Annotated in this window: 18 protein-coding genes; 10 read left to right on the forward strand and 8 right to left on the reverse strand. The window is 46.1% G+C overall.

Annotated elements, in window-relative coordinates; genetic code table 11:
* Nucleotides 1–2 precede the first annotated feature (2 nt).
* Nucleotides 3–1,067 carry a GntR family transcriptional regulator gene (locus AAA939_RS00510; RefSeq protein WP_338207593.1) on the reverse strand — a complete coding sequence of 355 codons (1,065 nt, stop codon included), beginning with the start codon at nucleotides 1,065–1,067 and terminating at the stop codon, nucleotides 3–5.
* A 149-nt stretch (nucleotides 1,068–1,216) separates the two neighbouring features.
* On the opposite strand from AAA939_RS00510, the gene AAA939_RS00515 reads away from it, so the two are divergent.
* From AAA939_RS00515 to AAA939_RS00535, 5 genes are all read left to right on the forward strand, one after another.
* Nucleotides 1,217–2,506 carry a glycoside hydrolase family 125 protein gene (locus AAA939_RS00515; protein ID WP_338207592.1) on the forward strand — a complete coding sequence of 430 codons (1,290 nt, stop codon included), beginning with the start codon at nucleotides 1,217–1,219 and terminating at the stop codon, nucleotides 2,504–2,506.
* Between the two features lie 10 nt (nucleotides 2,507–2,516).
* Complete coding sequence (locus tag AAA939_RS00520; protein ID WP_338207591.1) at nucleotides 2,517–5,228, forward strand: alpha-mannosidase; 2,712 nt, start codon at nucleotides 2,517–2,519, stop codon at nucleotides 5,226–5,228.
* A 1-nt stretch (nucleotide 5,229) separates the two neighbouring features.
* Nucleotides 5,230–6,111, forward strand: a complete 882-nt coding sequence (locus AAA939_RS00525) for an ROK family protein (protein ID WP_338207590.1) — start codon at nucleotides 5,230–5,232, stop codon at nucleotides 6,109–6,111.
* A gap of 13 nt (nucleotides 6,112–6,124) precedes the next feature.
* Nucleotides 6,125–7,513 carry a glycoside hydrolase family 1 protein gene (locus tag AAA939_RS00530; RefSeq protein WP_338207589.1) on the forward strand — a complete coding sequence of 463 codons (1,389 nt, stop codon included), beginning with the start codon at nucleotides 6,125–6,127 and terminating at the stop codon, nucleotides 7,511–7,513.
* A gap of 118 nt (nucleotides 7,514–7,631) precedes the next feature.
* A complete protein-coding gene (locus tag AAA939_RS00535) occupies nucleotides 7,632–8,903 on the forward strand; it encodes a glycoside hydrolase family 125 protein (RefSeq protein ID WP_338207588.1) in 1,272 nt (423 codons plus the stop codon).
* Between the two features lie 56 nt (nucleotides 8,904–8,959).
* Here AAA939_RS00535 and AAA939_RS00540 read toward each other — a convergent pair whose 3' ends face one another.
* The 3 genes from AAA939_RS00540 to AAA939_RS00550 form a co-directional block, all read right to left on the reverse strand.
* Nucleotides 8,960–10,132, reverse strand: coding sequence for an MFS transporter (locus AAA939_RS00540; protein ID WP_338207587.1), 1,173 nt, complete (start codon nucleotides 10,130–10,132; stop codon nucleotides 8,960–8,962).
* Between the two features lie 173 nt (nucleotides 10,133–10,305).
* Nucleotides 10,306–11,961, reverse strand: coding sequence for an FAD-dependent oxidoreductase (locus tag AAA939_RS00545; RefSeq protein WP_338207586.1), 1,656 nt, complete (start codon nucleotides 11,959–11,961; stop codon nucleotides 10,306–10,308).
* A gap of 65 nt (nucleotides 11,962–12,026) precedes the next feature.
* A complete protein-coding gene (locus AAA939_RS00550) occupies nucleotides 12,027–12,932 on the reverse strand; it encodes a LysR family transcriptional regulator (protein ID WP_338207585.1) in 906 nt (301 codons plus the stop codon).
* Nucleotides 12,933–13,042: 110 nt separating this feature from the next.
* Here AAA939_RS00550 and AAA939_RS00555 point away from each other — a divergent pair, with 110 nt between their 5' ends.
* Nucleotides 13,043–14,581: an FAD-dependent oxidoreductase gene (locus AAA939_RS00555; protein WP_338207584.1), complete on the forward strand. Its 1,539-nt coding sequence runs from the start codon at nucleotides 13,043–13,045 to the stop codon at nucleotides 14,579–14,581.
* 85 nt (nucleotides 14,582–14,666) lie between these two features.
* Here the strand turns inward: AAA939_RS00555 and AAA939_RS00560 are convergent, their stop codons facing one another.
* From AAA939_RS00560 to AAA939_RS00570, 3 genes are read right to left on the reverse strand one after another with little or no spacing between them, the layout of a single operon-like run.
* Nucleotides 14,667–15,944 (reverse strand): MFS transporter, encoded by a 1,278-nt coding sequence (locus tag AAA939_RS00560; protein WP_338207583.1) that lies wholly within the window; start codon nucleotides 15,942–15,944, stop codon nucleotides 14,667–14,669.
* A 22-nt stretch (nucleotides 15,945–15,966) separates the two neighbouring features.
* On the reverse strand, nucleotides 15,967–17,229 hold the full coding sequence (locus AAA939_RS00565; protein WP_338207582.1) for an MFS transporter: 1,263 nt from the start codon (nucleotides 17,227–17,229) through the stop codon (nucleotides 15,967–15,969).
* 30 nt (nucleotides 17,230–17,259) lie between these two features.
* Nucleotides 17,260–19,617, reverse strand: a complete 2,358-nt coding sequence (locus AAA939_RS00570; protein ID WP_338207581.1) for an alpha-L-rhamnosidase-related protein — start codon at nucleotides 19,615–19,617, stop codon at nucleotides 17,260–17,262.
* 185 nt (nucleotides 19,618–19,802) lie between these two features.
* On the opposite strand from AAA939_RS00570, the gene AAA939_RS00575 reads away from it, so the two are divergent.
* Both AAA939_RS00575 and AAA939_RS00580 read left to right on the forward strand, forming a co-directional pair.
* Nucleotides 19,803–20,846 (forward strand): helix-turn-helix domain-containing protein, encoded by a 1,044-nt coding sequence (locus AAA939_RS00575; RefSeq protein WP_338207580.1) that lies wholly within the window; start codon nucleotides 19,803–19,805, stop codon nucleotides 20,844–20,846.
* A gap of 39 nt (nucleotides 20,847–20,885) precedes the next feature.
* The gene (locus AAA939_RS00580) at nucleotides 20,886–21,113 is read left to right on the forward strand and encodes a hypothetical protein (protein WP_338207579.1); all 228 of its coding nucleotides are present in this window, start codon (nucleotides 20,886–20,888) and stop codon (nucleotides 21,111–21,113) included.
* Nucleotides 21,114–21,267: 154 nt separating this feature from the next.
* On the opposite strand, the gene AAA939_RS00585 is transcribed toward AAA939_RS00580, so the two are convergent.
* Entirely contained in the window at nucleotides 21,268–22,206 is a 939-nt protein-coding gene (locus tag AAA939_RS00585) for a sugar-binding transcriptional regulator (protein WP_338207578.1), read from the reverse strand.
* A 135-nt stretch (nucleotides 22,207–22,341) separates the two neighbouring features.
* Between AAA939_RS00585 and deoC the strand changes: the two genes are divergently transcribed.
* Nucleotides 22,342–22,992 carry a deoxyribose-phosphate aldolase gene (gene deoC / locus AAA939_RS00590; protein ID WP_338207577.1) on the forward strand — a complete coding sequence of 217 codons (651 nt, stop codon included), beginning with the start codon at nucleotides 22,342–22,344 and terminating at the stop codon, nucleotides 22,990–22,992.
* A gap of 151 nt (nucleotides 22,993–23,143) precedes the next feature.
* The gene (gene fucP, locus AAA939_RS00595; protein WP_338230390.1) at nucleotides 23,144–24,511 is read left to right on the forward strand and encodes an L-fucose:H+ symporter permease; all 1,368 of its coding nucleotides are present in this window, start codon (nucleotides 23,144–23,146) and stop codon (nucleotides 24,509–24,511) included.
* The last annotated feature ends 10 nt before the right edge of the window (nucleotides 24,512–24,521 follow it).

The raw sequence follows: 24,521 nt of genomic DNA on the forward strand, positions 1-24,521 counted from the left end.
ATTTAATCCTCCTTGGGAATTTTAGGTAACGTTTTGGTTGAAGCGCGTTTAATTAACTTAACTGGTAGGCGAACGACACTAGGCTGGTTGGGCTGATTGAGCAATAATTCAACCGCCTTTTTGCCCATCCCCTTGAAATCTTGTGCGATGGTCGTCAACGCGGGATAGGTTAAGCTGGCGGCTTGAATATTATCGAAACCGACGATCGACAGGCGCTGCCAGATGGTTGGGTCAACGGCCCGCAAACGGTTCATCAACTTAATGGCAATCAGGTCGTTTTCGACGACGATGGCAGTGATGTGGTGTTGATCTAAATAGGTCAACCAATCATCGGGGGTCAGTTGATTTAAGGCCGTCAGTTCATGAATAGAAACGACGGGTTTGAGCCCAGCTTGGTGAAGCGCCTGTAAATAACCAAAGTAGCGTTCGTAGACGGAACTTGGTAAAACGGCCCGTTCCATTTGAGCGTAAAACAAGATTTGGTGATGTTGCTGCTGAATCAAGTGGTTGGTCGCGAGTTGGCCACCGTTAAAGTTATCCGCAGCGACGACGGGAAGTTCGAGTTCGGGGAGTGACTTGTCTAGCAAGACGACCGGAACCTTTTCGAGCTTCAATAGGTAGAGTTGTTCAGCTTCTTGGTACAGATCCTGTGGTAAATAAATGAGGCCGGCGTACTTATGCTTAATTTCGGAAGCCGTTAGCTGGGCAAATCCGCGGGGGTCCATGGTGACGGCCTGGTAGTGCTTGGCGTTGGCAGCCGCACTGATACCGGAAGCGTAGTCCCCGAGACCGGCGTTAGTCGGAAACGGTAAGACGACTAATAATTGCTTGCTGGTTAAATTGGCTTTATGTGGTTGAACAAAGCTACCACTGCCTTGCCGGCGATAGATCAAATCGCGGCTTTCTAACTCAGTTAGGGCCCGTTTGGAGGTAATTCGACTAACGTCATAGGTTTTAGCTAGTTGAAATTCGGTGGGAAGCTGCTCGTCTGGGTGCAGCTCACCCGTTAAGATTTGGTGCTCTAAATCGTGATAAATCGTTAAATAGCGGGGTTCTTTACGTGCCATTGACGCCATTCCTCCTTTGGTGATTGATTTTAATGACAATATATCATTTTTGATGACAAAAGGGAAGAAAAAGTCGTGATTTGATATATACAACTGAAAACAGCATGTTATAATCAAGACAAATGATATATCAAATAAGAGGTGCAACGATGACAACGAACTATGTCGATCAGGATGTTCAAGCTTTTGTCACTAAAATTGACCAGTTAAGTCAGCCACTCAGCCCACAATTGGGGACGGTTTTTCAAAAGACCTTTTTAAACACGTTAACCACGACGATCTCAGACGATGCGCAGGGGTATGCGTTCATTTTGACCGGTGATATTCCAGCAATGTGGCAACGAGATTCGACCGCACAAGTCCGACCGTACTTGGCGCTAGCGCACGAGCAACCACGAATTGCACAGCTAATCACCAGAGTCGTCCAGCGGCAATTCTTCAATATGGCGATCGATCCCTACGCTAACGCCTTTAATGAAACCGCTAACAGTCGCGGCCATCAATCCGACCAAACCGAGATGGGTCCCTGGATCTGGGAGCGTAAGTTTGAAATTGATTCCCTGTGCTATCCGGTCCAGCTCGCCTACCTCCTTTATAAAAATACGGGCGCAACCGCACAATTTGACGCTAACTTTGTGACGGGTGTTAAGAAGTTATTGACGACGTTCGAAGTCGAACAACATCACGGCACGTCACCGTACCGGTTTATCCGGACGCAGGATCACCCGGAAGACTCCTTGCCAGGGGATGGCCACGGAAGTCCGGTTGGGGACACTGGGATGATTTGGTCAGGGTTTCGGCCGAGCGACGACGCTTGTGAATACGGCTATTTAATCCCGGCCAATATGTTTGCAGTGGTCATTCTTGGCTATTTACAAACGATCTTCTGTAGCGTGCTCGACGACCCGAATATCGTGGCACGAGCACAACGCCTGCAGGCCACCGTTAAAGCGGGGATTGAAACTTACGGCTACACGCTGAACGCGAACGGCGAAAAAGTTTACGCCTATGAAGTTGACGGTCTTGGGCACGCGACGTTGATGGACGACGGCAATGTGCCGAGCTTACTCAGTGCACCGTACCTCGGTTACTGCGACTTGTTAGATGTGAATTATCAGCGGACGCGGCAGACCTTGCTTAGTCCCGAGAATCCTTATTACTATAGCGGGCCACGTGGTGCCGGTCAGGGAAGTCCCCACACGCCTAAAAATTATATTTGGCCGATTGCCATTGCGATGGAGGGGCTCACGACCAGCCACCGCGACCAACAATTAGCCGCCTTGCAAACGTTGATCACAACAACGGGTGGCACCGACTTAATGCACGAATCTTTTGATGTTAATGATGACCAGCACTTTACCCGGGCCTGGTTTTCATGGGCAAACATGATGTATTGCGAACTATTATTGACGACGCTGGGTTTCAAAATAGAAAGGTAGTTAAACCACTATGACCAAGAAAAAAGTTTTCATTATTTCACACAGCCATTGGGATCGGGAATGGTATATGCCATACGAACAACACCACATGCGACTAGTCACTTTGATTGATAACTTGCTGGATATTTTCAAAAAGGACCCGACCTTTGATAGTTTTCACTTAGATGGTCAGACGATTGCCCTTGATGACTACTTGGAAGTGCGGCCAGAGCGAAAACCTGAATTAGTCGCAGCCGTTCAAGCGGGAAAACTCCGTATCGGCCCCTTCTATATTTTGCAGGATGACTTTTTGATCAGTCCGGAATCGAACGTTCGAAACATGATCATCGGGCGCGATGAAGTGCAAAAATATGGGGCTGGCGTGCCCTTGGGCTATTTCCCGGATACGTTTGGTAACATGGGGCAAACACCACAAATGATGGCGCTAGCCAACTTAAAGACCGCCGCTTTTGGACGTGGGGTGACGCCGACTGGTTTCAATAATCAAACTGGCGAAGCTGATTTTGAATCACAATACTCGGAAATGTGGTGGCAAGGCCCCGATGGCAGCAAGATTTTAGGGTTACTCTTCGCTAACTGGTACAGCAATGGGAATGAAATTCCAGTTGATCCCGCCCAAGCGAAGGTTTTCTGGGATCAAAAATTAGCCGATGCTGAGAAGTTTGCGTCTACCGGGGACCTCTTGATGATGAACGGTGTCGATCACCAGCCAGTTCAAACAAACGTGACGAAGGCCATCAAGGTCGCTAACCAGCTTTACCCGGACTACGAATTTATTCATACGAACTTTACGGACTATTTGGAGACGTTGCGGGCGGACCTACCCGAAGACTTGAGCACAATCGATGGGGAACTGACCAGCCAAGAAACGGATGGCTGGTATACCTTAGCGAACACGGCGTCTAGTCGGGTTTATTTAAAACAAACCAATACCGCCACGGAACGTCTGATTGAAAACCAGGCGGAACCATTGGCAACCATGGCTTATCCGGCTGCGGATTATCCACATGACCGGTTACGCTATGCTTGGAAATTATTGCTACAAAACCACCCGCATGACAGTATTTGTGGCTGTTCAGTTGATGAAGTTCACCGTGAAATGATGACCCGGTTTGCGAAATCCGCTGAAGTTAGCCGCTTTGTTGCTGAGGATGCCCTTAATTTATTGGCTAGTCGGGTCAATACGACTAGTTTTGATGAGACGGCTAAGCCGTTTGTCGTGGTGAATACGACCGGTTATTCGAAGTCAGGTTTAGTGACGGCGACGGTTGAATGGGACCGGCGTAACTTTAGCGAAGCGGGCACGATTCAAGAACAACGTGCCGAACTCGCCGCCGAACTGGCCAACTTGCCAGCGCTGAACGTGGTTGATGCGCAGGGACAATCCGTTCCGTTCCGACTTATTAACCAGGAAGTCGCGTTCCACTATGACTTGCCAAAGGACCGTTTCCGGGTGCCGTACCAAGCGATTGAATTGACCATTGAGTTTAATATGACGGGCTTACCAGCCTTTGCATGGCAGGCGTTGGCACTTCAACCAGCAACGGTGGCGGCTAGTCCCGTCGCGGCCGATACGACGCCGGCTAATCGTGCCCACGACCTAAGTAACGAATGGGTGCAGGCCACGTTAGCAGCCGACGGAAGTTTAACGGTCACAAACCGTGAGACCGGTAAGACGTACCATCAAATGATGGTCTTTGAAGATACTGGGGACATGGGGAATGAGTACATTTACCGACAAACGGCGGATAATCAAGCCATTCTTTCAACGGACTTTCCGGTTTCGACGCGGTTAGTTCACGACGACGCGTTAGGAACGACCATCGAAGTTGTGAACCACATGCAAATTCCAGTTTCGGCGGACGACCGCTTAATTGAGGAAGAAAAAGCCGTGATTGATATTACGCAACGGACAGCTAAACGTGCGACTGAATTACAACCATTAGATATTACGACGACGATTACGCTGGGACGGCATAGCAAGCAGTTGACCTTTGCGACCCACTTGAATAATCAAATGAAGGATCACCGGGTCCGCGTGTTATTCCAGACCGATTTAGAAACGACGACGAACGAATCCGACTCGATTTACGAAACGGTCACGCGGCCTAACCAGCCGGCTAAGACGTGGGAAAACCCCACGAACCCGCAACATCAACAAGCTTTTGTGAACCTAAACGAAGCGGGCAACGGGGTGACGGTTGGTAACTTTGGCTTGAATGAATATGAAATTTTGCCGGCAACGAACACGATCGCACTCACCATGATTCGTTCCGTGGGTGAAATGGGTGATTGGGGTTACTTTGCAACGCCTGAAGCCCAAACGCAAGGTGAGTTCACCTTTGAATACAGTTTGGAACTGCATGATGGGAGTGACGCCCAACGATTAGAGAGTTACCACAATGCCCATAACTTCCAAGTGCCATTTAGCGTGCAAACGACGGGTCACCATGATGGTGATCTTGCGGCAGCGGCGAGTTATTTGCAGATCCAAAGTCCAGCGTTTGCGGTGACGAGTTTGAAACGTGCGAACCAGTCCACCGGCATCACGTTACGTGGGTATAACTTAGGCGCGGACACGGCACCGTTAGCCGTTAACTTTAAGAATGAACCGGCCCAAGCGGTCAACTTCTTCGAAGAACCATTGCCAGACAAATCGGCGGATGTTTTAGCCCCCGCTGAAATCAAGACGTTGTTATTTAAGGATGCTGAGGTGAAATAACGTGTCAACACTGGGATTAATTGATATTGGTGGAACGAGTATTAAGTTTGCGATTTGGCAAGATCAGGCCCTAGTTGCGCACCACGCGGTACCTACGCCAGCTACCAAGGACGACTTTATGACCTTGCTGACGACGGAAGTTAATCAAATGAAAGTCCAAGCACCCATTACCGGGGTCGGAATCAGTTCGCCGGGGTCGGTAAACAAGCGAACCGGCGAGATTGAAGGCGCGAGTGCCCTTCCGTATATTCACAACTTCCCGATTCAGGCGGAATTTGAAACCCGATTTAAGTTGCCGGTGACCATTGAAAACGACGCCAACTGTGCCGCTTTAGCGGAATTAGAAAGTGGTGCGGGTCAAGGTGCCGATAGTTTAGCGTTCTTAGTTATTGGGACCGGCGTCGGTGGGGCACTGATCTTTAATCATCAGATCTGGCACGGGGCCCACTTATTTGGCGGAGAATTCGGTTATACCAAGGTGGATGACCGGGGGACGCTCAGTGAGCTTGGGACGATTCCCAATGCAATCAAGCGTTACTTGGCCACTTCTGATAAGCAGTTAGCAACGCCGTTAACGGGTGAGGGTTTATACGCGCTAGCGGCTAAGGCGGACTTGGATGCGCAGCGGGAACTTAAGACGATGTACGCGGCGTTAGCGCAAGGCATTTTCAACATTCAGTATAGCTTTGACCCCGAGAAGATCGTCTTGGGCGGGGGAATTTCAAATAATCCACAACTGATTCCTGGTATTGAACAAGCTTTAGAACAAATCTATCAACAAGTACCGATTGCGACGTTGAAACCCCAACTGGCCCTGTGTCAGTACACGAGTGAAGCCAACTTGCGGGGCGCCGCGGTCGATTTTGAACAGTCAGTAAACTAGGAGGATTCTTCAGATGATCACTTTTCCAAAGGACTTCGTCTGGGGTGCCGCAACTTCTGGGCCCCAAACGGAAGGTAACTTTCATAAGCAACATCAAAATGTCTTTGATTATTGGTTTGCGACTGACCCGGATGCGTTCGACAGTGGGGTTGGCCCGGATTTAGCATCGAACTTTTACAATGACTATGAAAATGACCTAGCTTTAATGGCGCAGGCGGGAATTAAGGGGTTGCGGACATCGATTCAATGGACGCGGCTGATCGGTGACTTTGAAACGGGCAGCTTAAACCCTGATGGCGTGGCGTTTTACAACCACGTGATCGATGCCATGTTGGCGCATCACATTAAGCCGTATATCAACTTGCACCACTTTGACTTACCGGTGGCCCTCTACGACCAGTACGGTGGCTGGGAATCCAAACACGTTGTTGACTTGTTCGTAAAGTTCGCGGAACAGTGTTTCAAGTTATTTGGGGACCGAGTCGACGACTGGTTCACGTTTAACGAACCGAAAGTCGTGGTGGACGGCCAATACTTGTATGGCTGGCATTATCCTTGTTTGAAGGATGGGCCGAAAGCGGTGCAAGTAGCTTACAACATGAACTTGGCCTCGGCTAAGGCCATCGCCAGTTTCCGGAAAATCTGTCCGGATAAAACGAAAAAAATTGGCATTATTTTAAACTTAACGCCGGCATACGCTGCGTCTGATGATTCGGCGGACGTTGCGGCCGCTGAATTTGCCGAACTGTGGTCAAACAACCTTTTCTTGGATCCGGCTGTTTTGGGCCATTTTCCGGAGAAATTGGTCGCAACGCTCGCTCGCGACGGGGTCTTGTGGGATGCCACGCCGGAAGAATTGGCGCTGATTGCAGCCAACCCGGTGGATTACCTCGGCGTAAATTATTACCATCCTTTCCGGGTGGAACGACCAGATATTAGCCCGAAGAGTTTACAACCGTGGTTACCAGACATTTACTTTAAGGAATACGCCATGCCAGGGCGGGTGATGAACGTTGATCGCGGATGGGAAATTTACCCGCAGGCGATGACGGACATCGCGGCTAACATCCGCGACAATTACCATAATATTCCTTGGTTCATTTCCGAAAACGGGATGGGCGTGGCTGGCGAGGAACGTTTTATGACGGACGGGGTCGTCCAGGACGACTACCGAATCGATTTCATGAAGGAACATCTGATCGCACTCGCTAAGGGAATCGATGCTGGCTCGAACTGTCAGGGGTACTTTGTCTGGACCGCAATCGATTGCTGGTCTTGGAACCACGCGTACCATAACCGCTACGGCTTGATTCGCGATGACATTCATACTCAGACCAAGACGCTGAAAAAGTCAGCGTGCTGGTTCAAACAACTGAGTGAACGCGGGTCATTTTCGGAATAATAAATGGTTGAAATTTTGATGTCCGGTTGTCGCTGATGACATGTGGTCGTGGGACCGTTCCTCATAAGCACATCAAGGCTACCCGACGAAGCGACTAATTTATGAAAAAGGAGCAAATATGAAGACTAACTTGACCGAACTAGTGGCACGGGTCGACGCGTACGCGGCCGAACAAACCTTGCCCACTGAGCAAACCACGGCTCGCTTGCGGACCTTACTCAGTGATGCCCTTGCCAAGGCAACGACGGCGGAGGCGGATGGCACGTTCTTTGTCAAAACCGGGGACATTCCGGCAATGTGGCTACGGGATGCAACCTTTCAAGTGTTGCCCTACGTTAAATTGATCAAAACGATTCCAGCGTTAGAACCATTTTTAGTGGGCGTTTTGCGACGGGAGTTACGGTATGTGCAACACGATCCGTACGCCAACGCCTTTAATCAAACGGCGTCGGGCGCGCACTGGAGTGAAGATGACTCCGACGTCCCCGTTTCCGATTTAGTTTGGGAGCGTAAGTTTGAAATCGATTCGCTGTGTGCCCCGCTATTCCTAGCTTTGAAGATACGGGAAAACACGACTCACACGGATTATTTGGATGATGAATTCTGGCAAACGCTCGACATTATCATGACAGTTTTGGAAACGGAGCAACATCACGACCAATCACCGTACTACTTCAAACGGGTTGATTGTCCCGCCAATGATACGTTGACCAACAATGGTCGGGGAACGCCGGTAGGGTACACCGGGATGATTTGGAACGGGTTTCGACCTAGCGACAACGCTTGCGAGTACGGGTACCACGTCCCGTCAAACATGTTCGTCGTAGCCGTTTTAGAACCACTTTTGCCGTTGATGCCAACGCAATTTGCGTCGTTGAAGGCCCGAGTCGAGCAACTGGTCACGGCCGTTAAAGCCGGGATTGCGTCGTATGCCGTGGTGACGCTGCCGAGTGGGAAACGCGGTTACGCCTACGAGGTGGATGGTCTGGGCCACCAAAAATTGATGGATGACGCCAACGTCCCAAGCCTATTATCATTGCCATTTATTGGGTATACCAATATTGACGATGAATTATATCAACACACCCGCGCGTTCATTTTAAGTGATCAAAACCCTTACTATTATCAAGGAAAGGTCTTGACGGGTATCGGGAGTAACCATACGCCGGAAGCCTACGTTTGGCCGATTAGTTTGGCGATGGAAGGGCTGACGACAACTGACCAAGCCGTCAAAGTGGGGCAATTAGAAAAAATTGCGACGACCGATAACGGGACGGGGCAGTGTCATGAGAGCGTGAGCGTTGACGATGCGAGTCAATACACCCGCGACTGGTTTTCGTGGGCCAACATGACTTACTGTGAACTGGCATTGGACGTTATTGAAGTATAATGGAAACTAAAAATGCCCTTCAGAAATTTTTCTGAAGGGCATTTTTAGTCTGAATTTTAACGTGCTTGGTGCTGCGCAATGACCCGGTTGAGCGTAATGGTCGTGAGTAGAGCTAGTCCGGAGAAGACGGCGCCACCCAGTCCGAGTTTTTTGAGGCCTGAACGGGCTAAAACCATGGAAGCAACTGCGGAACCCACCGAGATTCCAACGTTAAAGAAGATGGCGTTGAGTGACGATGCCAGCAAGAGCGCTTGGGGGTAGTCGGCTTCGGCAACGTCCAAAAAGTGAATTTGAATGGGCGAGTTAATCACCGAAATGAGTAAGGTCAAGATGACCAAAATGCCAAATCCCGTTAGCTGGTTGTTCATTGCAATTGGAAACAATAATAGCAGAATGATATCAATTAAATAAAAGCGCGGCATAATTTTTAAGCCACGGTGTTCGGCGACCGTACCAGACAGGCGGTTTCCCATGATACTAACTAAGCCGATGACGAACAGCAGCCAGTTGAGCGCGGTCGTATTGAAGCCGAGGCCCGTCGTCAATAGCGGGCGAATATAAGTGTAGTAGGCGTACATCGCTGCGGCCGAAAATAAAATTAGTAGGTCGCCTAGGTAGATCCGTTTGTCCGTTAATAAGACGAGTTGGTCCTTGATACTGCCAGGCGTTTGCGGCAGGTGTCGTGGGAGCAGGCAAGCCATCACAATGACGGTCAGCAAGCTGAGTACCGAGATCAAGTGAAAGGCAACGTGCCAACTAGTGGCCGTACTGATGGCGGTGCCGATTGGGACGCCCACAACTGAGGCGATACTGAAGCCGGCGGCAATCCACGAAATTAGCATCGCCCGTTTATGACGGGGCGCAATGTCATTTGCAAATAAAATGACGAGGGATTCGATGGCGCCAGCGACCGCCGCGGTCAACATGCGTGAGACTAAAAACCAGCCATAGCTGGTGGTGAAGCCGCTCCAAGTGTTCCCAAGTAAAAAGATAACGAGTAACACCATCAGTGTTTTATAGCGGCTGAAACGGTTGGATAGAATCGTAATCAGCGGGGTACTAACGGCGTAAACGATGGCAAAAATCGTGACGAGGTAACCCGCGGTCGCCACGGTGACGCGCAGTGAGCGTGCGATATCCGAAAGGACCCCGACGACCATAAATTCGTTACAGCCTAACATAAACGTTACTAAAACTAAGGCACTTGCCTGCCACCGATACTTTGTCATGAAAAAAGTCTCCAAATCCTTTATAGGTTGTTGTCTAAAAAGACGCTAAATCAACCTTATCATAAATAGCGATTTAAATTAGGGCTTTTGTCCAAACAGCACGATAACAAAACCCGTGTTTGTGGATTAAGCGGCCACAGACACGGGTTTTGTTGGATGTTCAGATTGTTGAACTACGGTAAGCCGATGAGTTCTTCAGGACGAACGGCGGCGTATAACGAGAATGCGCCGTCCAGATTTTCGACAGTGAAGCCGTGTTGGCGCAAAATTCGTTCGGCCATGTAGCTCCGCTGACCACTGAAACAACTCACGATGTAGGCCTGTTTAGGATCTAATTCACTTAAGCGAGACCGAAGTTGTTCTAGTGGAATGTTGATGGCGTTTTTAAAGCGTCCCGTGGCTAGTTCATCCGCGTCACGAACGTCTAGGAGTTGTTTGCCAGCGGCTAGTTCGGCGGGCAAGTCGTACCACTGGATGTTTTTGCTGAGACCCTCCACTAGGTTTAGGGCCGCGTAGCCGAGCATGTTGACTGGGTCCTTAGCGGCACCATATGGCGGTGCGTACGTTAGTTCCAATTCGGGTAGGTCGGCGACCGTTAAATGGCCCTTGATGGCGGTCGCAATAATGTCGATCCGTTTGTCGACGCCGGCTCTACCAATCCCCTGAGCGCCGTAAATTTTACCGGTGTCCGGACTGAAAATCAGTTTAAGCGTGATGGGTTCACTCCCCGGATAGTAGCTGGCGTGATCCATCGTACGGGTGTGAACAACTTGGTAGGGCAAGCCGAGTTGTTGCACAGCCCGTTCATTGAGGCCCGTGGAAGCGGCGGTCAAATTGAAGACACGGACGATCGCCGTCCCGATACTGCCACGGTTTAACCGTTTGATTCCGGCAAGGTTATCGGCTACTTGCCGTCCTTGGCGATTAGCTGGCGAAGCGAGGGCAATCAGTGTTGGTTGACCATCGATCTGTTGTTTAACTAGGATGGCGTCCCCAATCGCGTAAATGTTAGGGTCACTCGTTTGATAGTGGTCATCGACAACGATCCCGTCACGCCAACCGAGTTTTAAGCCGGCTGATTTTGCAAGCTGACTGGCGGGGCGCACGCCGATGGACATGATGGTCAAGTCGGTATCGATGGTGGTCTCGTCACTCAGAATGGCGGTGTGGCCAGCGCTTTCAAAACTAGCAATGGCGGTCCCGGTAATGACTTTAACCCCGTTTGCTTGGAGTTCGGTTTTGAGGGGCGCGGCCATTTCTTCGTCTAGTGGTGGTAAAACGTGCGGCGCCTGCTCAACTAACGTGACGTCTAAGCCACGTAGCCGTAAATTTTCGGCGACTTCTAGGCCAATAAAGCCACCGCCGACAATGAGGACTCGGTGATGATCAGTATTCTGAACGGCGGCCATGATTTGATCAAGGTCGGGAATATTGCGGAGCGTGAAGACGTTGTGGGCAGCGTCGATTCCGGGAAGCATCGGCACGATGGGTTGCGCACCGGTCGCAAGGACGAGTTTGTCGTAAGTAACGGTTTCAGTTTGATTGGCGTGTCCGACTTGAACTTGCCGTTGTGCAGGTAAAATCGCAGTTACTTTGTGGTTAGGAAAAACATCGATATTGAAACGAGCATGTAGTTGCTCGGGTGTTTTGACAATTAGATCGCTGCGTTCCGCGATTTCTCCTGACAAGTGGAAGGGGAGGCCACAGTTGGCGAATGAAACGAAGGGCCCTTGGTCGTAGACGACGATTTCGGCCGTTTCATCTAGGCGCCGTAAGCGGGTTGCAGTGGACATGCCACCAGCAACGCCACCGATAATAACGTATTTCAAATGGATCACTCCTTTGAGTAAGTATTGAAGATATACCAAGAGCGTATGGGTTTTGTGGGGCTAAGTCAACTGATTAAGTTGCGCTGTTTGAAACTGGCTAAATATTGATGAATTAATCCAATCTTCGGACCGTCCTTTTGAAAAATAGCCTGAATGCGGTAGTTACTAGTTTGATTTTTGAGGGACTTGAAATTGATTTTATCCGCCAGTGGCACCGCGGTGAGACCACCCGGATAGTGGGCGATGGCTGTATCGGTCGCAACTAGTAACTGCATTTGTTCGATGCTAGCAATTCGTTTTGTCGTAATGGCATTATTAGACAAGGGTAAGGTTGAAGCAAAGCCGTTACGAATGTAGTCGGATTCTTCAGGACTGTAATAGAGAATCGGGTATTCCGTTAAGACGTCAATGGGTAACGCATCACAGCTGGCGTACGGATTCATTTGGCTAATCCCAATTTTAATCTGATTTTGATAAACCGTGTGCTTGGTTAAAGTGTCACCCAATAAATCGTCAATGTGACCATAATCAATGATGTACGCCATATCCAAAAGCCCGGCGATGGTGTCAGAAATTAAGTGTTCCACACTTTCTTCGCTAACGATTAGATTGACCTTCATGACGTGCTCCCGTTTGATTTTTAGAATTTGATTCGCTAGCAGGGTACTTTCAAACGGGGAAAAGTAGCCAATTTTTAAGTCTTGATACTGATTTTGTTGTTGTTTTTGAATGTTATCAATCGAGGTATTGAAATTATTAACTAAATCGCGACTTTTCAAGTAAAACTCATGCCCAGCATGGGTGACGGAAATCTTATTTTTACCCCGCGTAAAGAGTTTAAATCCCAATTCGTTTTCCAACTGATTGACGCTTTGAGAGACGGCCCGCTGGGAAATAAAGTTCCGCTGGGCCGCTTTTTGAAAACTCCCCAGTTCAATAACATCGATGAAAAGATTGATCTTTTTAAACATCATCATAACCACCCGAAGTTTTTCTTCTACTGGGGACAATTCTACTCAGTTCCACAAGGGTTGTAAACGCTTTATTATTAAGGCGAAAACATAGAAAAGGGGTTATGATCATGGATGCGAGTTATGATGCGATTATTGTTGGTTTAGGTGGCGCCGGACTATCCGCAGGGGTCGAGCTAGTTGAAAAAGGAAAACGTGTTTTAGTCGTTGAAAAGGGGAAAGACTGGGGCGGTGCTTCTAAGTGGGCTGCCGAAGGAATTTTTGCGGTGGAATCACAACAACAGATCAATGCTGGCGACTACACGACGCGTGATCAAATGTTCCATCATTTGATGAATTACTCACATTGGCGCAATAACGGCCGGATCGTCCGGAAGCTGATCAACAAGTCGGCGGAGACGTTAGACTGGTTAGCGGCTCACGGGATGAAGACCTTGTTAGTCGGTAATTTGCAGGATTACCACTTTGGTAAGACCGGGACGTATCACATGTTTATCGACAAGTTCCACTCGTTTGATAAACTCGTTGACTACTTTATTTCCAAGGGTGGCCAAGTGGTTACGGAAACTGAAGGCCAAGAAATCTTGACTGAAAATGGTCACGTGACGGGTTTACGGGTGAAACACGGTGAGCAAGTGACCGATGTTAAAACCGCGGTGGTCATTGTCGCTGACGGTGGTTTCATCGGAAATTCGAAGATGGTCAAACAGTATATGGACCAGGACACGACCGATTTATACGTGGCGGGTGAACAAAAGGCGACCGGTGACGGGATCAATATGGTTCACAAAATTGGCGGTCAAATGCGAGGCTTTACGAATTTCCAAAATCACAACGCGTGTGTTTACCCGACGTTTGAAGCAACGGGGAGCCAGGGGGGTAACCATTCGATTAACCAAATCTATTCGTTACCATTACTCTGGGTCAACCGGCGTGGGGAACGGTTTGCCGATGAGAGCGTCGTTTATGACAGTGTCTTGTGGGGAAACGTGACGGCCAAACAAAACGGGCAATACTTTGCTTTGGTTGATCAAAAGACACTCGATGATTTTAAGACAAAACGGGTCCCAATGTTGGGCGCATATACCCGTTATTTCCAAGTGAAGAAGTTTATTGATAGTCTCAAACCGGAGGACGTTTCACCAGAGATGACGGTCTTACAACAGTTGCACGTCGACGCGGCAACGGGGCCATTGACAACGATGGATCAAGATTTTCAGCAAGCAATTTCCGACGGTAAAGTCGTTAAAGGGGATAGCATTGCTGATTTAGCGCAAAAAATTGATGTTGATCAGACGACGTTAAAGCAGACAATCAGTGCGTATAACCAGGCCGTTAAGGGTCATTACGATCCAGAGTTCAATAAGGATGCCCGCCTCCTTAAGTATGGCGTCGCAGAAGGTCCATTCTATGCGATTAAAGTCCATTCTGCCGTTTTAGGAACGATTGGTGGCATTGTCGTGGATGAAAATATGCACGCAATTAATATGCAAGACAAGGTCATCCCGGGTGTTTACGTTACTGGTGCTGATGCAACGGGGATGTACGATAATTCTTATTCTGACGTAGAAGGAATTACCTGTGCTTTTGCTTGGAATTCGGGGCGAATTGCGGGTGAAGACGCTGCTCGGTTCTTGAGTAAGGATTAATTATTAGCTATTGTAAACATTAGAAAAAGAAGCAGAAAATTCTCGAATTTTGAGAATCTTCTGCTTCTTTTTTGACTAACAATGTTTAATCATTGTTATTTTGGATATGATACTTCCGTTGTAAATTAATGACCACTAACCCAGCAATAAAGCTGACAATTATGACTAATACAAATCCCCACATTGTTGTCTTAATTCGTGAAGGCATAACTAATGCTGGTGTGATAAATGCAAATAATGCACAGCAAATACGAGAAAGACCGTTGATTAATCCCTGAACCGAAGAACGAACTTCAATTGGAAATGATTCTTGCGTCCAGACCTTGTATAATGCTTCGCCTGCTAGTGGTGTGCCTAAATTATAAAAGCCGATTGAGAAGATAATGACCCATAGACTCGTGCCACCAAGGGCTAATCCAACTAGTGCCAGCAACATAATGACTGACCCGATATAGAATGAACGGTTACGGTTTTTACCACCAGCTATTGAAGCAAATAAGATGCTAACCCCAAATGAAACAAGGTTTAAAATCAGTCCGGCACCGGTCGCTAGACTTTGGGAGGCATCGGCTTTGACCATCATGAACGTTTGGAATTGGCCCCAAGTGTTCGCTAATAGATTCCATAGAATGTAAAACATTAAAATTCCAATGAAGATACCAAGGTATTTGCCCTTTTCCTTGCCAAAGAGAACGCTAGATAGTGAGATTTTGTCGTCAGTTGATGCGCTGTCTTGTTTAACCGTGTATTTTTGATCACCAGCTTCGTGGAATGCTTTGAACTTCTTTGAGAAGGTCCGCCATAGCCACGTAATTAAGGCAATCACAGTTAAAATAGCAAACACGATTCTGGCACCGTTAGCGCCGGACATTCTAGAAACAACGAATGAACAAATGTATGAAACAAAAATCCCAACTTGCCAAAAAATCTGAGTGGAAGAAACTAGTCTTGCTGATACGACGTCGTCAGGACTGTCATGCGAAACAACGGTTAGTGACGTTGGCAAATCCGCTCCAGAAGCGGCACCAGCAATAATAACGCCTATTAAGAGTGTGAGAAAGCTGTTACTAAAAATACATACGGCTGCACCGATAGCGTAAAATAGGTTGATCCAATTAAAGAAGCGAACGAGGCCAATCATTTCTGCAACCCGACCGCCAATAATTGATCCGAATGCAATGGCGAAGGTCAATGCACCGGAAAGTATCCCAACTTGTCCATTTGTGAGTCCTAAACCGCTCTGCCAAACCGGAATCGTGGCTGAGAGACTAACAATAATTCCGGAGCCTAACATTGACCCCATACCAGCTGCAAAAGCCAGTGGTAAATATTTCTTAGTCTGTATACTGTCCTTATTATCCATGCTGAATCCTCTTATTCTATTTTTATTTGATGGTTGGATCAATAACGTGATATTTCTTGATGATTTTTAAAATAATAAATGCACAAATCCCGTAGCCAACGACACAAGTCGATAAGGTCCACATCAATGCTTTGGGTGAAATAGCCATGATAGTGGGGGTGATTAAAGCAAAACCAGCGGTGATCAGTCTGACAATTCCATACGAAAATCCCGTAAAGGAGGCTCGCATCTTTTCTGGATACAGCATTTGGCTCCATATCTTATAAAGCGACTCGCCACAAAAGACGGTGCTGACTGAGTAAACTAGGTACATTGCTGAGAAGACGTACCAGACTTCGCTGAAGATACCCGCGACAATGAATGCTGATAAAGCAGCGAAAATACCGATACTCATAAAGCGATAGCGATAAATCGTATCTGCTTTTTTGATGTACCACATATTGATAAAGAAACCGACTAAGTTAGCAATGAAGGCCACTGCGGTTGCTGTAGACTGGGATTGTTTTGACGCGACCACTAAAAAGTAATTGATGAACGATCCCCAAGTGTTGGCCGGTAAATTCCAGAATAGGTAATACAATGTCAAAATCAGTACCGCGTAGCCCGTTTTGGGATTCTGAAAGAGTTGTTTCAAAATTGATTGTTGTTGATGTGCGGGTACAACTGATTTTGGAGACGTCACTAGACTAGCTTCAATCCGTTTCATCTTTTTTGAGAACACCCGGATGCTCCAATTACTTAAAGCAATAATTCCCAATAAGATAAAGATAATGGTAGCTGCGTTTTTCCCTAATCCCGCAGTAATGAATCCAATTAATTGTGAAAAAATAATGCCAAAGATCCAAAACTCTTGGGTAATGGCGATAGCCTTACCGTAGTCTTCACGAGACATGCGTTCAGAGATGACAGCTAACGATGTCGGTAAGTCCGCACCTGAGCTTAACCCAGCAAGCACAATGCCAACGAACAGCATTGGTAGATTCTTGGCAAAAGCAATAATCATGACACCGACAAAGACAAAGAAGATATCGATATTAAAGACGCGGATACGCCCAAATTTATCTGACAACCAGCCGCCCGTAAACGATCCCACTGCGATCATTAAGGTCAAGATGGTTGAAAGTCCACCGGCCATTAATGAACTAAGTGAAAATTCATTAGTCCAAATGGGGAGGGCAACCCCGATACTAACGATTAAAGCAGCGTCTAAGTAAGAAGCAACCGCGGCAATCAGAACCAGTTGTAATGCTGACGTATTTGTAAATGACGCTCGTAATTTATTCATAGAATGTTTACCACCTAACCAGGGTTAAATTTAAACGTATGCAATACTGTAGGTGAAATGTTGATTCTTAGGTAACTTTAAAGTCATAGCTTTAGGCACTTTAGCTTGAATTGAAATGTGATTCTGTTCCTTCTTCCAAGCAACGTCGACTCGACCTAGGGGCGTGGTGACGTGCCCGTTTGCCCAATCTAAGTAGCCAACTTCAGGATTAATTATAAATTCTTGATAGCCTGGTTTTGTAGGCGTTACGCCTAGTGTGACGGCGGGCAATTCGTATAGAATGACGGCACCCCAGCCGTGGCATTCGCTACGATCACCAGCTTCGGCTTCAATACAAGTTGAGCAATTGTTTTTGACCATTCGTCGCCAAATGTTCCAAAAGTAGTTCGTGTATTCGTACAAGTGAACTTCTTGAAGTGCGCGGTAAAGATAAAATGACATCGCCACGGAACATTGGGCATAATCAGCTTTTTCTTCAATTGTTTGACGAAGAATTCGGTGGCCGTCAGATGTGTTTAAGACGCCGGTCAATATGCCGAAAACTTGGTTTTGCTGGCTGTAATTTTCAACGCCAGGACCGTCTTGAACCATGCCGTTTTTACCGATGCAGTAACTTGTAATTGCGTGCTTCAAGGCGTCAATGCGATGTGAAAGCTTGTTTGCAAGATCATCTGAGTTGAGGTACTGTGCTAGCTTACTAGCTGCTTGTAACCCCATTAAGTAGACCAAGCTTTCACTCGTAATTGGGCCGTGCAACGTTGCTACTGGAACCCCGGAAGTTGTGTTCCATTCTGGTGTCCAATCCGTGAACGACCAGAAGCGGTCGACGATATTCAGACCGCCAATCTTATCAACGTAACCTTCAGCCGTTAAATGCTGGTCAAAGAAATTTAGGATACGGATAATGGTTGGTAAATGCTTTTTTACAAGTTCTTGATCACCAAAATACATCATGTGATCTTGGACCATTAGAATGTAATAAATTGAAAATGTTGGAATAACGTTGGACGTGTAGTTTGGTGCCGAACAGTTTAATAAACCGTCATAACGTTGAGAACGTTTTAAGTCGTCCATGCATTTTCGGGCTAAACGGTCATCGCCTGAAGTGGCGTAAGTGTACAAAATCTGTGCGCGGGAATCCATTGCATACTGAATCTGCTCATAAAAGGGACAGTCTTCATAGGTTTCGTGCATACAACGTTTTAAGGTGCGTTCACTGATATCCCAGATTACGTCTAAACTCTTATCAGAGGTTTGGACAGCCGTAGTGACGTTGATTGGGTAACCCGTTTTTTCGTAATTGAATTTTGTAATAGTTAGAGGTTCATCTTTAGTTGTGATTTCTAACCGAATGAAGCGAAATGTGCGGAACCAAAATGGTGAAAATTGTTCTGGCATTTTCGCATTACCATAGCCCGCAACGGTATAGTTATCAGTGAAGCCGTCAAGATGTCCTTTAACGTTATCACAGCGGTCTTTTTTGACCGGAATTGGCATCCCGTTCGTGCTAGTCATTTCATCTTGTACGTAAGCTTCAGATTGTAACAGGCTAACGTGGCTTGATTTGCCTCGTAAGAAGTTTAGGTATAAGTAACCCGTAGTTTCTTCACCCGCAGAGACTTCCACGACTGCTTTAGAATGTGGGGCAATCGTGACTGGCTCTTCGGCTGTTAATAGTTGTTGCCAACTGGTACTGGTGTTAATCCCAGATTTGACTTGAACGACCTTTTCAAAATTATGAGAAGTCCGGTAAAGAAACGGAATCGGGCGGGGAAGCAAGTTACCAGGGCTAACTTGACGGCTAATTGCATGGCGGGCATACGGTAATGCAGAGGTCCATGACTGATCGTCAAAGTTAGTGGCTTTCCAACCATTCAGTGCTGGATCACCGGAGTCTTGTTCATAAATTTTGAGTGGTGCAAAGTCATCTGATTCAGAAACAATATTAAATTGCCGATTGACGGCGCACTTCCATTGTTCATCAGTGACAATCGTTTGTGTGTGAACGGTTTGTGGTGAATCCTTAGTTGTTATTTGGCATTCGGCGTACAGTCCAGGATATTCCGTGCGAAAAACACTATAGTTACCTAAAGATTGTTCCTGTGGGTAACGTAAGACGGAAACGGCCAAAACGTTTTTGCCTGGCTTTAAAAATTTAGTGATATCGATTTTATCGAAGTACCACACTTGCTGATCACCTTTGCACGGGCCCGCTTCGACTAATCGATCGTTAATGAATAATTTGTAACGTGAGTCGGCGGTAATCTTGATGACACTATTAACGATGTTTTCTAACTCTAAAACTCGTCTAAAATTGACTAATCTAGGAAGATGTTTATCGGAATCCGTCCAATCCTTGGTCCAAATCCAATGTTGTTCATTGTCCATAAAGTTCATCCTTTCAGCTGTTGTTATCGCTTACAAGGATAATGATATATGATTTATCATTTCACTCAATCGTTTAATCGAGCTGTGTTAATAGATTTTTTATCTGCTATATTCTTAGAAAAGTCTAAATATTGATATAATATACACATACGATTAAAATAATTGATTTTATGTAGAGGTGCTTCATGGATATAAACGAGTTGCAACGCAAATTGCATCAATATACTGAAGTCGAAATTTTCTTTCGGGACCATCCAGAGCTACGATCTGACGCTAAGGCGTTTCATAAATACGTTTCGAAGTTGCCGACGGAGGTTTCTGAAAAATATCTTTTTCCATTGGTAGATTCGTATATCAATCCGCAGGAAACGACTTTTCCGGTGAGCTATTTTTTTGATTCAAATAATTACGATGAAATAACGATCAATCAACATACGCGTTATTCACCACCAGTGATGCATAATCACGATTTTTATGAGCTGTTCTTTGTTTATGAAGGAGAGTTTCATCAGCAAATTAATCATCAAGATTTAGTCATGCACACGGGGGATGTTTGCATTATTCCACCGGGTATTTATCACTCGTTGGATGTGGATAATTACAGTATTGTCATCAATGTGCTTATTCAAAAAGAGACGTTTCAAAATATTTTCTTTAACGACTTGCACGGGGATAACGTATTGTCCAATTTCTATTTGCAAACGGTTAGTTCAAAAGCATTAAGTAACTTTGTAGTTTTCCATACTAATGGCGATTTAGGGCTGATGAAGATATTTTTGGAAATGTATTTAGAGGTTTTAAACCAGAAAAAATATTACACTAAGGTAGTTAAATCGAAGTTGGTGGTAATACTGGTTAAGCTACTACGTGATTATAGTGATCAGGTCTTTAATCCCGCACCACAGCGACAAAATGAAACCTTAGAACTAAAGATAGTGAGCTATATTGAGAATCATATTAGTAATGTCAGTCTAGATTTATTGGCCGAACATTTTCATTATTCTAAACAGGTGTTATCGCAGTATGTTAAAAATCAAAGCGGGCTTTCTTTTACAAAGTTCATCCAACGATACCGTGTCCAAAATGCTAAGCAATTTTTAACACAGACTGACATGAAAGTGAAAGATATTGCGACAGCAATCGGCTATTCATCATCTGAACATTTTATTCGGCTATTTAAAAAGCAGACCGGCAAAACACCAACGGAGTTTAGGCAAGGTTCAAAGTAGTTACAAAAATAATTAAGGTGAAAGATGGAGTGAGTAGCAATGTGCAGACTTGTGACGTTAAGAAAATCAGGCAACGACTTGGTTTTTACTGTTCCTGATGACTTTAAGGTAGAGGCTGGTTGTCAGTATATGGTCAGCAGGCAATCAGACGGTTCAGTCATTTACCAACCAAGTGATAAGCAGAATGTTTTTGATAACCCCGATTGGTTGAATTACGACTATCAGAAAGATTTAAAAGAAGACCCTGAATTGCAGCCACTCTTTTAGCCAAGAAAAGTTACAATTGAGGCCAATTAATAATTATGAAATTGTCATAAAAAAGCTGTTATCAGTGATTGAATTTCGCAATCACTGATAACAGCTTTTTAGTATCTAAATGAGTTTAAATCATAACGAAGCGGTTTTTTTGGTGCTTAGACTTCTAATCTAGAAGTGCCGCTGCCGTCTGTGAATCGGTAATCAACACGTTGGCGTACCCACCAAGTAACGCCGCGCGGATGGAAGCGACTTTCCAACTGGAACCAGAAATTAGGATTGAATACTCTTTGTCGCGTAAAGCGGCTAAGGGAATCCCCACGGTGCGTTCATCGATGTCTGAATCGGCGAGTTCGCCGGTTGCGGTGATAAACCGTGACACTACGTCACCAACCGCTTGGGTTTGCAACTGTTTGATTTCAGAATCAGTCAAATAGCCGAGGTTGAAGAGCATCGCGTCGTCGCGAACGGTCCCACTTGTAAATAGGGCGATGTTGGCGTCGATACCCGCCTGAATGATGGCTTTGATGAAATGGTCTTGCATGACAACTTGCTTAGTCGTGGCATTTTCAAAAATAACGGGTAGCGGCAAATTGACCGCGTCGGTGTGAAACGCGTTGCTAAACTTATTGATAATGTCGTTTGCAAAGTTGTTCATTTCACTCCCGGAGACACTCCCTTTGAGCTGAACGACCGAAACGTTATTGGCATTGCTGGGGTGCAAGTGGTTCGCGACGTTTTCGAGCGTTTCCCCCCAACTGATCCCGATGCTGTCGTTATCTTTAACGATTGTTTCTAAGTAATCGGCCGCCGCCGCCCCGATTTTCGGGTTAATGGCGTCTAAGTCATTAGTCGCATCAAAAATTAAAATCACTTTTTTGAGCTGATATTTAGCTTCTAATTGTTGTGCTAAGACGTCGAGGTCCTTTAGCGGATCCATGATCTCAATTCTAAGTAATCCTTGGTCACGTGCAAATTGTAATAGTCGTGAAATGGTTGGTCGGGAAATCGCTAGTTTACTAGCAATTTCACCTTGGCTGAGTCCGTCTTCGTAATATAAGTGGCAGACTTTTAAAGCTGTTTTAATTTTATCCTGATTATCCATTAGCGTACCCCATCGTTATTAATAGCGTCATTATAGCACATCAGCAAGCGTGAACATATTTTCAAATAGATTCTTTACAAATGTTCAAAAACTTGGTATGATGATTTTGTTGAAAAAGAAAGGGGTTTCAAAAACATGACATTAAATCATTATCTCGACCATACATTATTAAATCCGGAGGCAACCGAAGCACAGATTGACCGGGTGACCAAGGAAGCTTTAGACAATCATTTCTTCTCAGTAATGGTCAATCCATACTGGGTGAGCCACGTACATACGCAATTAGCAGGTTCCGATGTTAAAACGGCGTGCGTGATTGGATTCCCACTGGGTGCCAATACGACAGCAATTAAAGTTGCAGAAAGTAAGCAAGCCATTCAAGACGGTGTCGATGAACTTGACATGGTTATGAATATCGGTGAATTCAAGTCAGGTCACATGGAAATCGTCCAAAAAGACATTGAAGCAGTCGTTGAAACGGGCCACCAAGCAGGCAAACTCGTGAAGGTCATTATTGAAACGGCACTTTTAACGGATGACGAAATCAGCCAAGCCAGCGGTATTGTTGCTAAGGGCGGCGCAGACTTTGTTAAGACTTCCACTGGGTTCTCAAAACGGGGCGCTGCGGTGCACGACGTTGAATTAATGAAGGCGGCCGTTGGTGATCGTATTAAGGTGAAGGCTTCTGGTGGTATTCACTCCGCTGAAGAAGCGCAAGCCATGATCGACGCCGGTGCTTCACGATTAGGAGTTAGTGCCAGCATGAAGATTATCGGTAAAGCTTAAAGTTATGAGGCCGTTATCAAACGGCTTGATTTAAACACATAGATGTAAGCGCTGTAAATGCGCTGGTCGACAAGATCAGTCGATTGAAGCTTAAGAATGACAAGCGCCTTGTGCTTGGAATTCAACTTAAACGTGGAAGGGATCGATACACATGGAAAAACCAATCAACGGGTCGGTTGAACCCAAGCACGGATTTGGGCTTATCAAATTACGTGCTAAGGAATTAGAGGATGGTTACTTAGACCGCACACCGGTCTTTCAATTTATGCTCCTGTCACTTTTAATTCCGCTATGGGCGGCCGCCGCAAGTTTAAATAACATTTTAATTACTCAGTTTAAAACGATTTTTACACTGAGTAATGCCGCGAGTGCCTTCGTTAATAGTGCGTTCTACTTGGGCTACTTCGTTTTAGCCATTCCGGCTAGCCGAATTATTAAAAAGACTTCTTATAAGTTTGCGATTTTAATGGGGTTAACGCTCTATACGGTCGGTTGCTGGTTGTTCTTCCCAGCATCACACTTAGCCACTTATGGTGTGTTCTTAGTTGCTTTGTTCGCCATCGCGTGTGGCTTGAGCTTCTTAGAGACGAGCGCCAACACGTTCTCCACGTTGATGGGGCCTAAGTCAGCGTCAACGGTTCGGTTGAACATTTCACAAATCTTTTATCCAATTGGCGCCGTAGCCGGGATCTTATTAGGGAAGTACTTAGTCTTTAATGACGGTGCCAGCTTGGAATCTACGATGGCCAAGATGCACGGTGCAGAACGGTTAGCGTACGGACAAAAGATGCTTCAACAAACGTTACTTCCATATAAATACATTATTGTCGTACTGATTATCGGGATGTTACTGTTTGCTTTAACGCAATTTCCAAGTGGTCGGCCACACGCTGCCAAGGGTGCTAAGAAGGTCGCCGACGCAAAAATTGGCGAAACCTTGAACTACCTGATCCACAACAAAGAATTTATGAAGGGGATTGGGACTGAATTTATTTACATGGGCATGCAGACTGCCGTTTGGTCCTTCACGATTACTTTAGCAATGAGTTTCTCTAAGACCATTACTGAACGTGACGCGTCTACCTTCATGGTTTACAGCTACATCGCCTTCTTCTTAGGTAAAATCATTGCAACTAGTCTCATGAAACGGTTCAAGTCATCACAAGTCTTAATGGGCTTCTCCGTGGTTGGTGTTCTGGCGTTAGTTTATGTCATGTTAGTGCCAAACATCACGGCAATTTATTTCGCCATTCTTGCAAGCGGTTTATTTGGCCCAGGTTGGCCAACCATTTATTCACAAACTTTGGATACCGTTAAAGACAAACGGTATACCGAAACTGCCGGTGCCATTGTCGTAATGTCAATTATTGGTGGGGCCGTATCACCTTTGATTCAAGGTGCGGTTGCTGATATGACCGGCTCAATTTCACTGTCATTCATTATTAATGTTATTAGTTTTGCGGTTGTAGGCATCTATGCGTATGACTACTATCGAAAACATCAACGCGTTGCAAATTAAGGAGTAATCA

It is taken from the genome of Lactiplantibacillus paraxiangfangensis, from assembly GCF_036246185.1.
Taxonomy (GTDB): Bacteria; Bacillota; Bacilli; order Lactobacillales; family Lactobacillaceae; genus Lactiplantibacillus; species Lactiplantibacillus paraxiangfangensis.

Bases quoted from the DNA above. Each gene is read 5' to 3' on its own strand.
- AAA939_RS00580 (WP_338207579.1), top strand. From the start codon at position 20,886: ATGTGCAGACTTGTGACGTTAAGAAAATCAGGCAACGACTTGGTTTTT.
- AAA939_RS00550 (WP_338207585.1), bottom strand. From the start codon at position 12,932: ATGTTTAAAAAGATCAATCTTTTCATCGATGTTATTGAACTGGGGAGT.
- AAA939_RS00555 (WP_338207584.1), top strand. From the start codon at position 13,043: ATGGATGCGAGTTATGATGCGATTATTGTTGGTTTAGGTGGCGCCGGA.
- AAA939_RS00515 (WP_338207592.1), top strand. From the start codon at position 1,217: ATGACAACGAACTATGTCGATCAGGATGTTCAAGCTTTTGTCACTAAA.
- AAA939_RS00540 (WP_338207587.1), bottom strand. From the start codon at position 10,132: ATGACAAAGTATCGGTGGCAGGCAAGTGCCTTAGTTTTAGTAACGTTT.
- fucP (WP_338230390.1), top strand. From the start codon at position 23,144: ATGGAAAAACCAATCAACGGGTCGGTTGAACCCAAGCACGGATTTGGG.
- AAA939_RS00585 (WP_338207578.1), bottom strand. From the start codon at position 22,206: ATGGATAATCAGGATAAAATTAAAACAGCTTTAAAAGTCTGCCACTTA.
- AAA939_RS00570 (WP_338207581.1), bottom strand. From the start codon at position 19,617: ATGGACAATGAACAACATTGGATTTGGACCAAGGATTGGACGGATTCC.
- AAA939_RS00510 (WP_338207593.1), bottom strand. From the start codon at position 1,067: ATGGCACGTAAAGAACCCCGCTATTTAACGATTTATCACGATTTAGAG.
- AAA939_RS00560 (WP_338207583.1), bottom strand. From the start codon at position 15,944: ATGGATAATAAGGACAGTATACAGACTAAGAAATATTTACCACTGGCT.
- AAA939_RS00535 (WP_338207588.1), top strand. From the start codon at position 7,632: ATGAAGACTAACTTGACCGAACTAGTGGCACGGGTCGACGCGTACGCG.
- deoC (WP_338207577.1), top strand. From the start codon at position 22,342: ATGACATTAAATCATTATCTCGACCATACATTATTAAATCCGGAGGCA.
- AAA939_RS00575 (WP_338207580.1), top strand. From the start codon at position 19,803: ATGGATATAAACGAGTTGCAACGCAAATTGCATCAATATACTGAAGTC.
- AAA939_RS00530 (WP_338207589.1), top strand. From the start codon at position 6,125: ATGATCACTTTTCCAAAGGACTTCGTCTGGGGTGCCGCAACTTCTGGG.
- AAA939_RS00565 (WP_338207582.1), bottom strand. From the start codon at position 17,229: ATGAATAAATTACGAGCGTCATTTACAAATACGTCAGCATTACAACTG.
- AAA939_RS00520 (WP_338207591.1), top strand. From the start codon at position 2,517: ATGACCAAGAAAAAAGTTTTCATTATTTCACACAGCCATTGGGATCGG.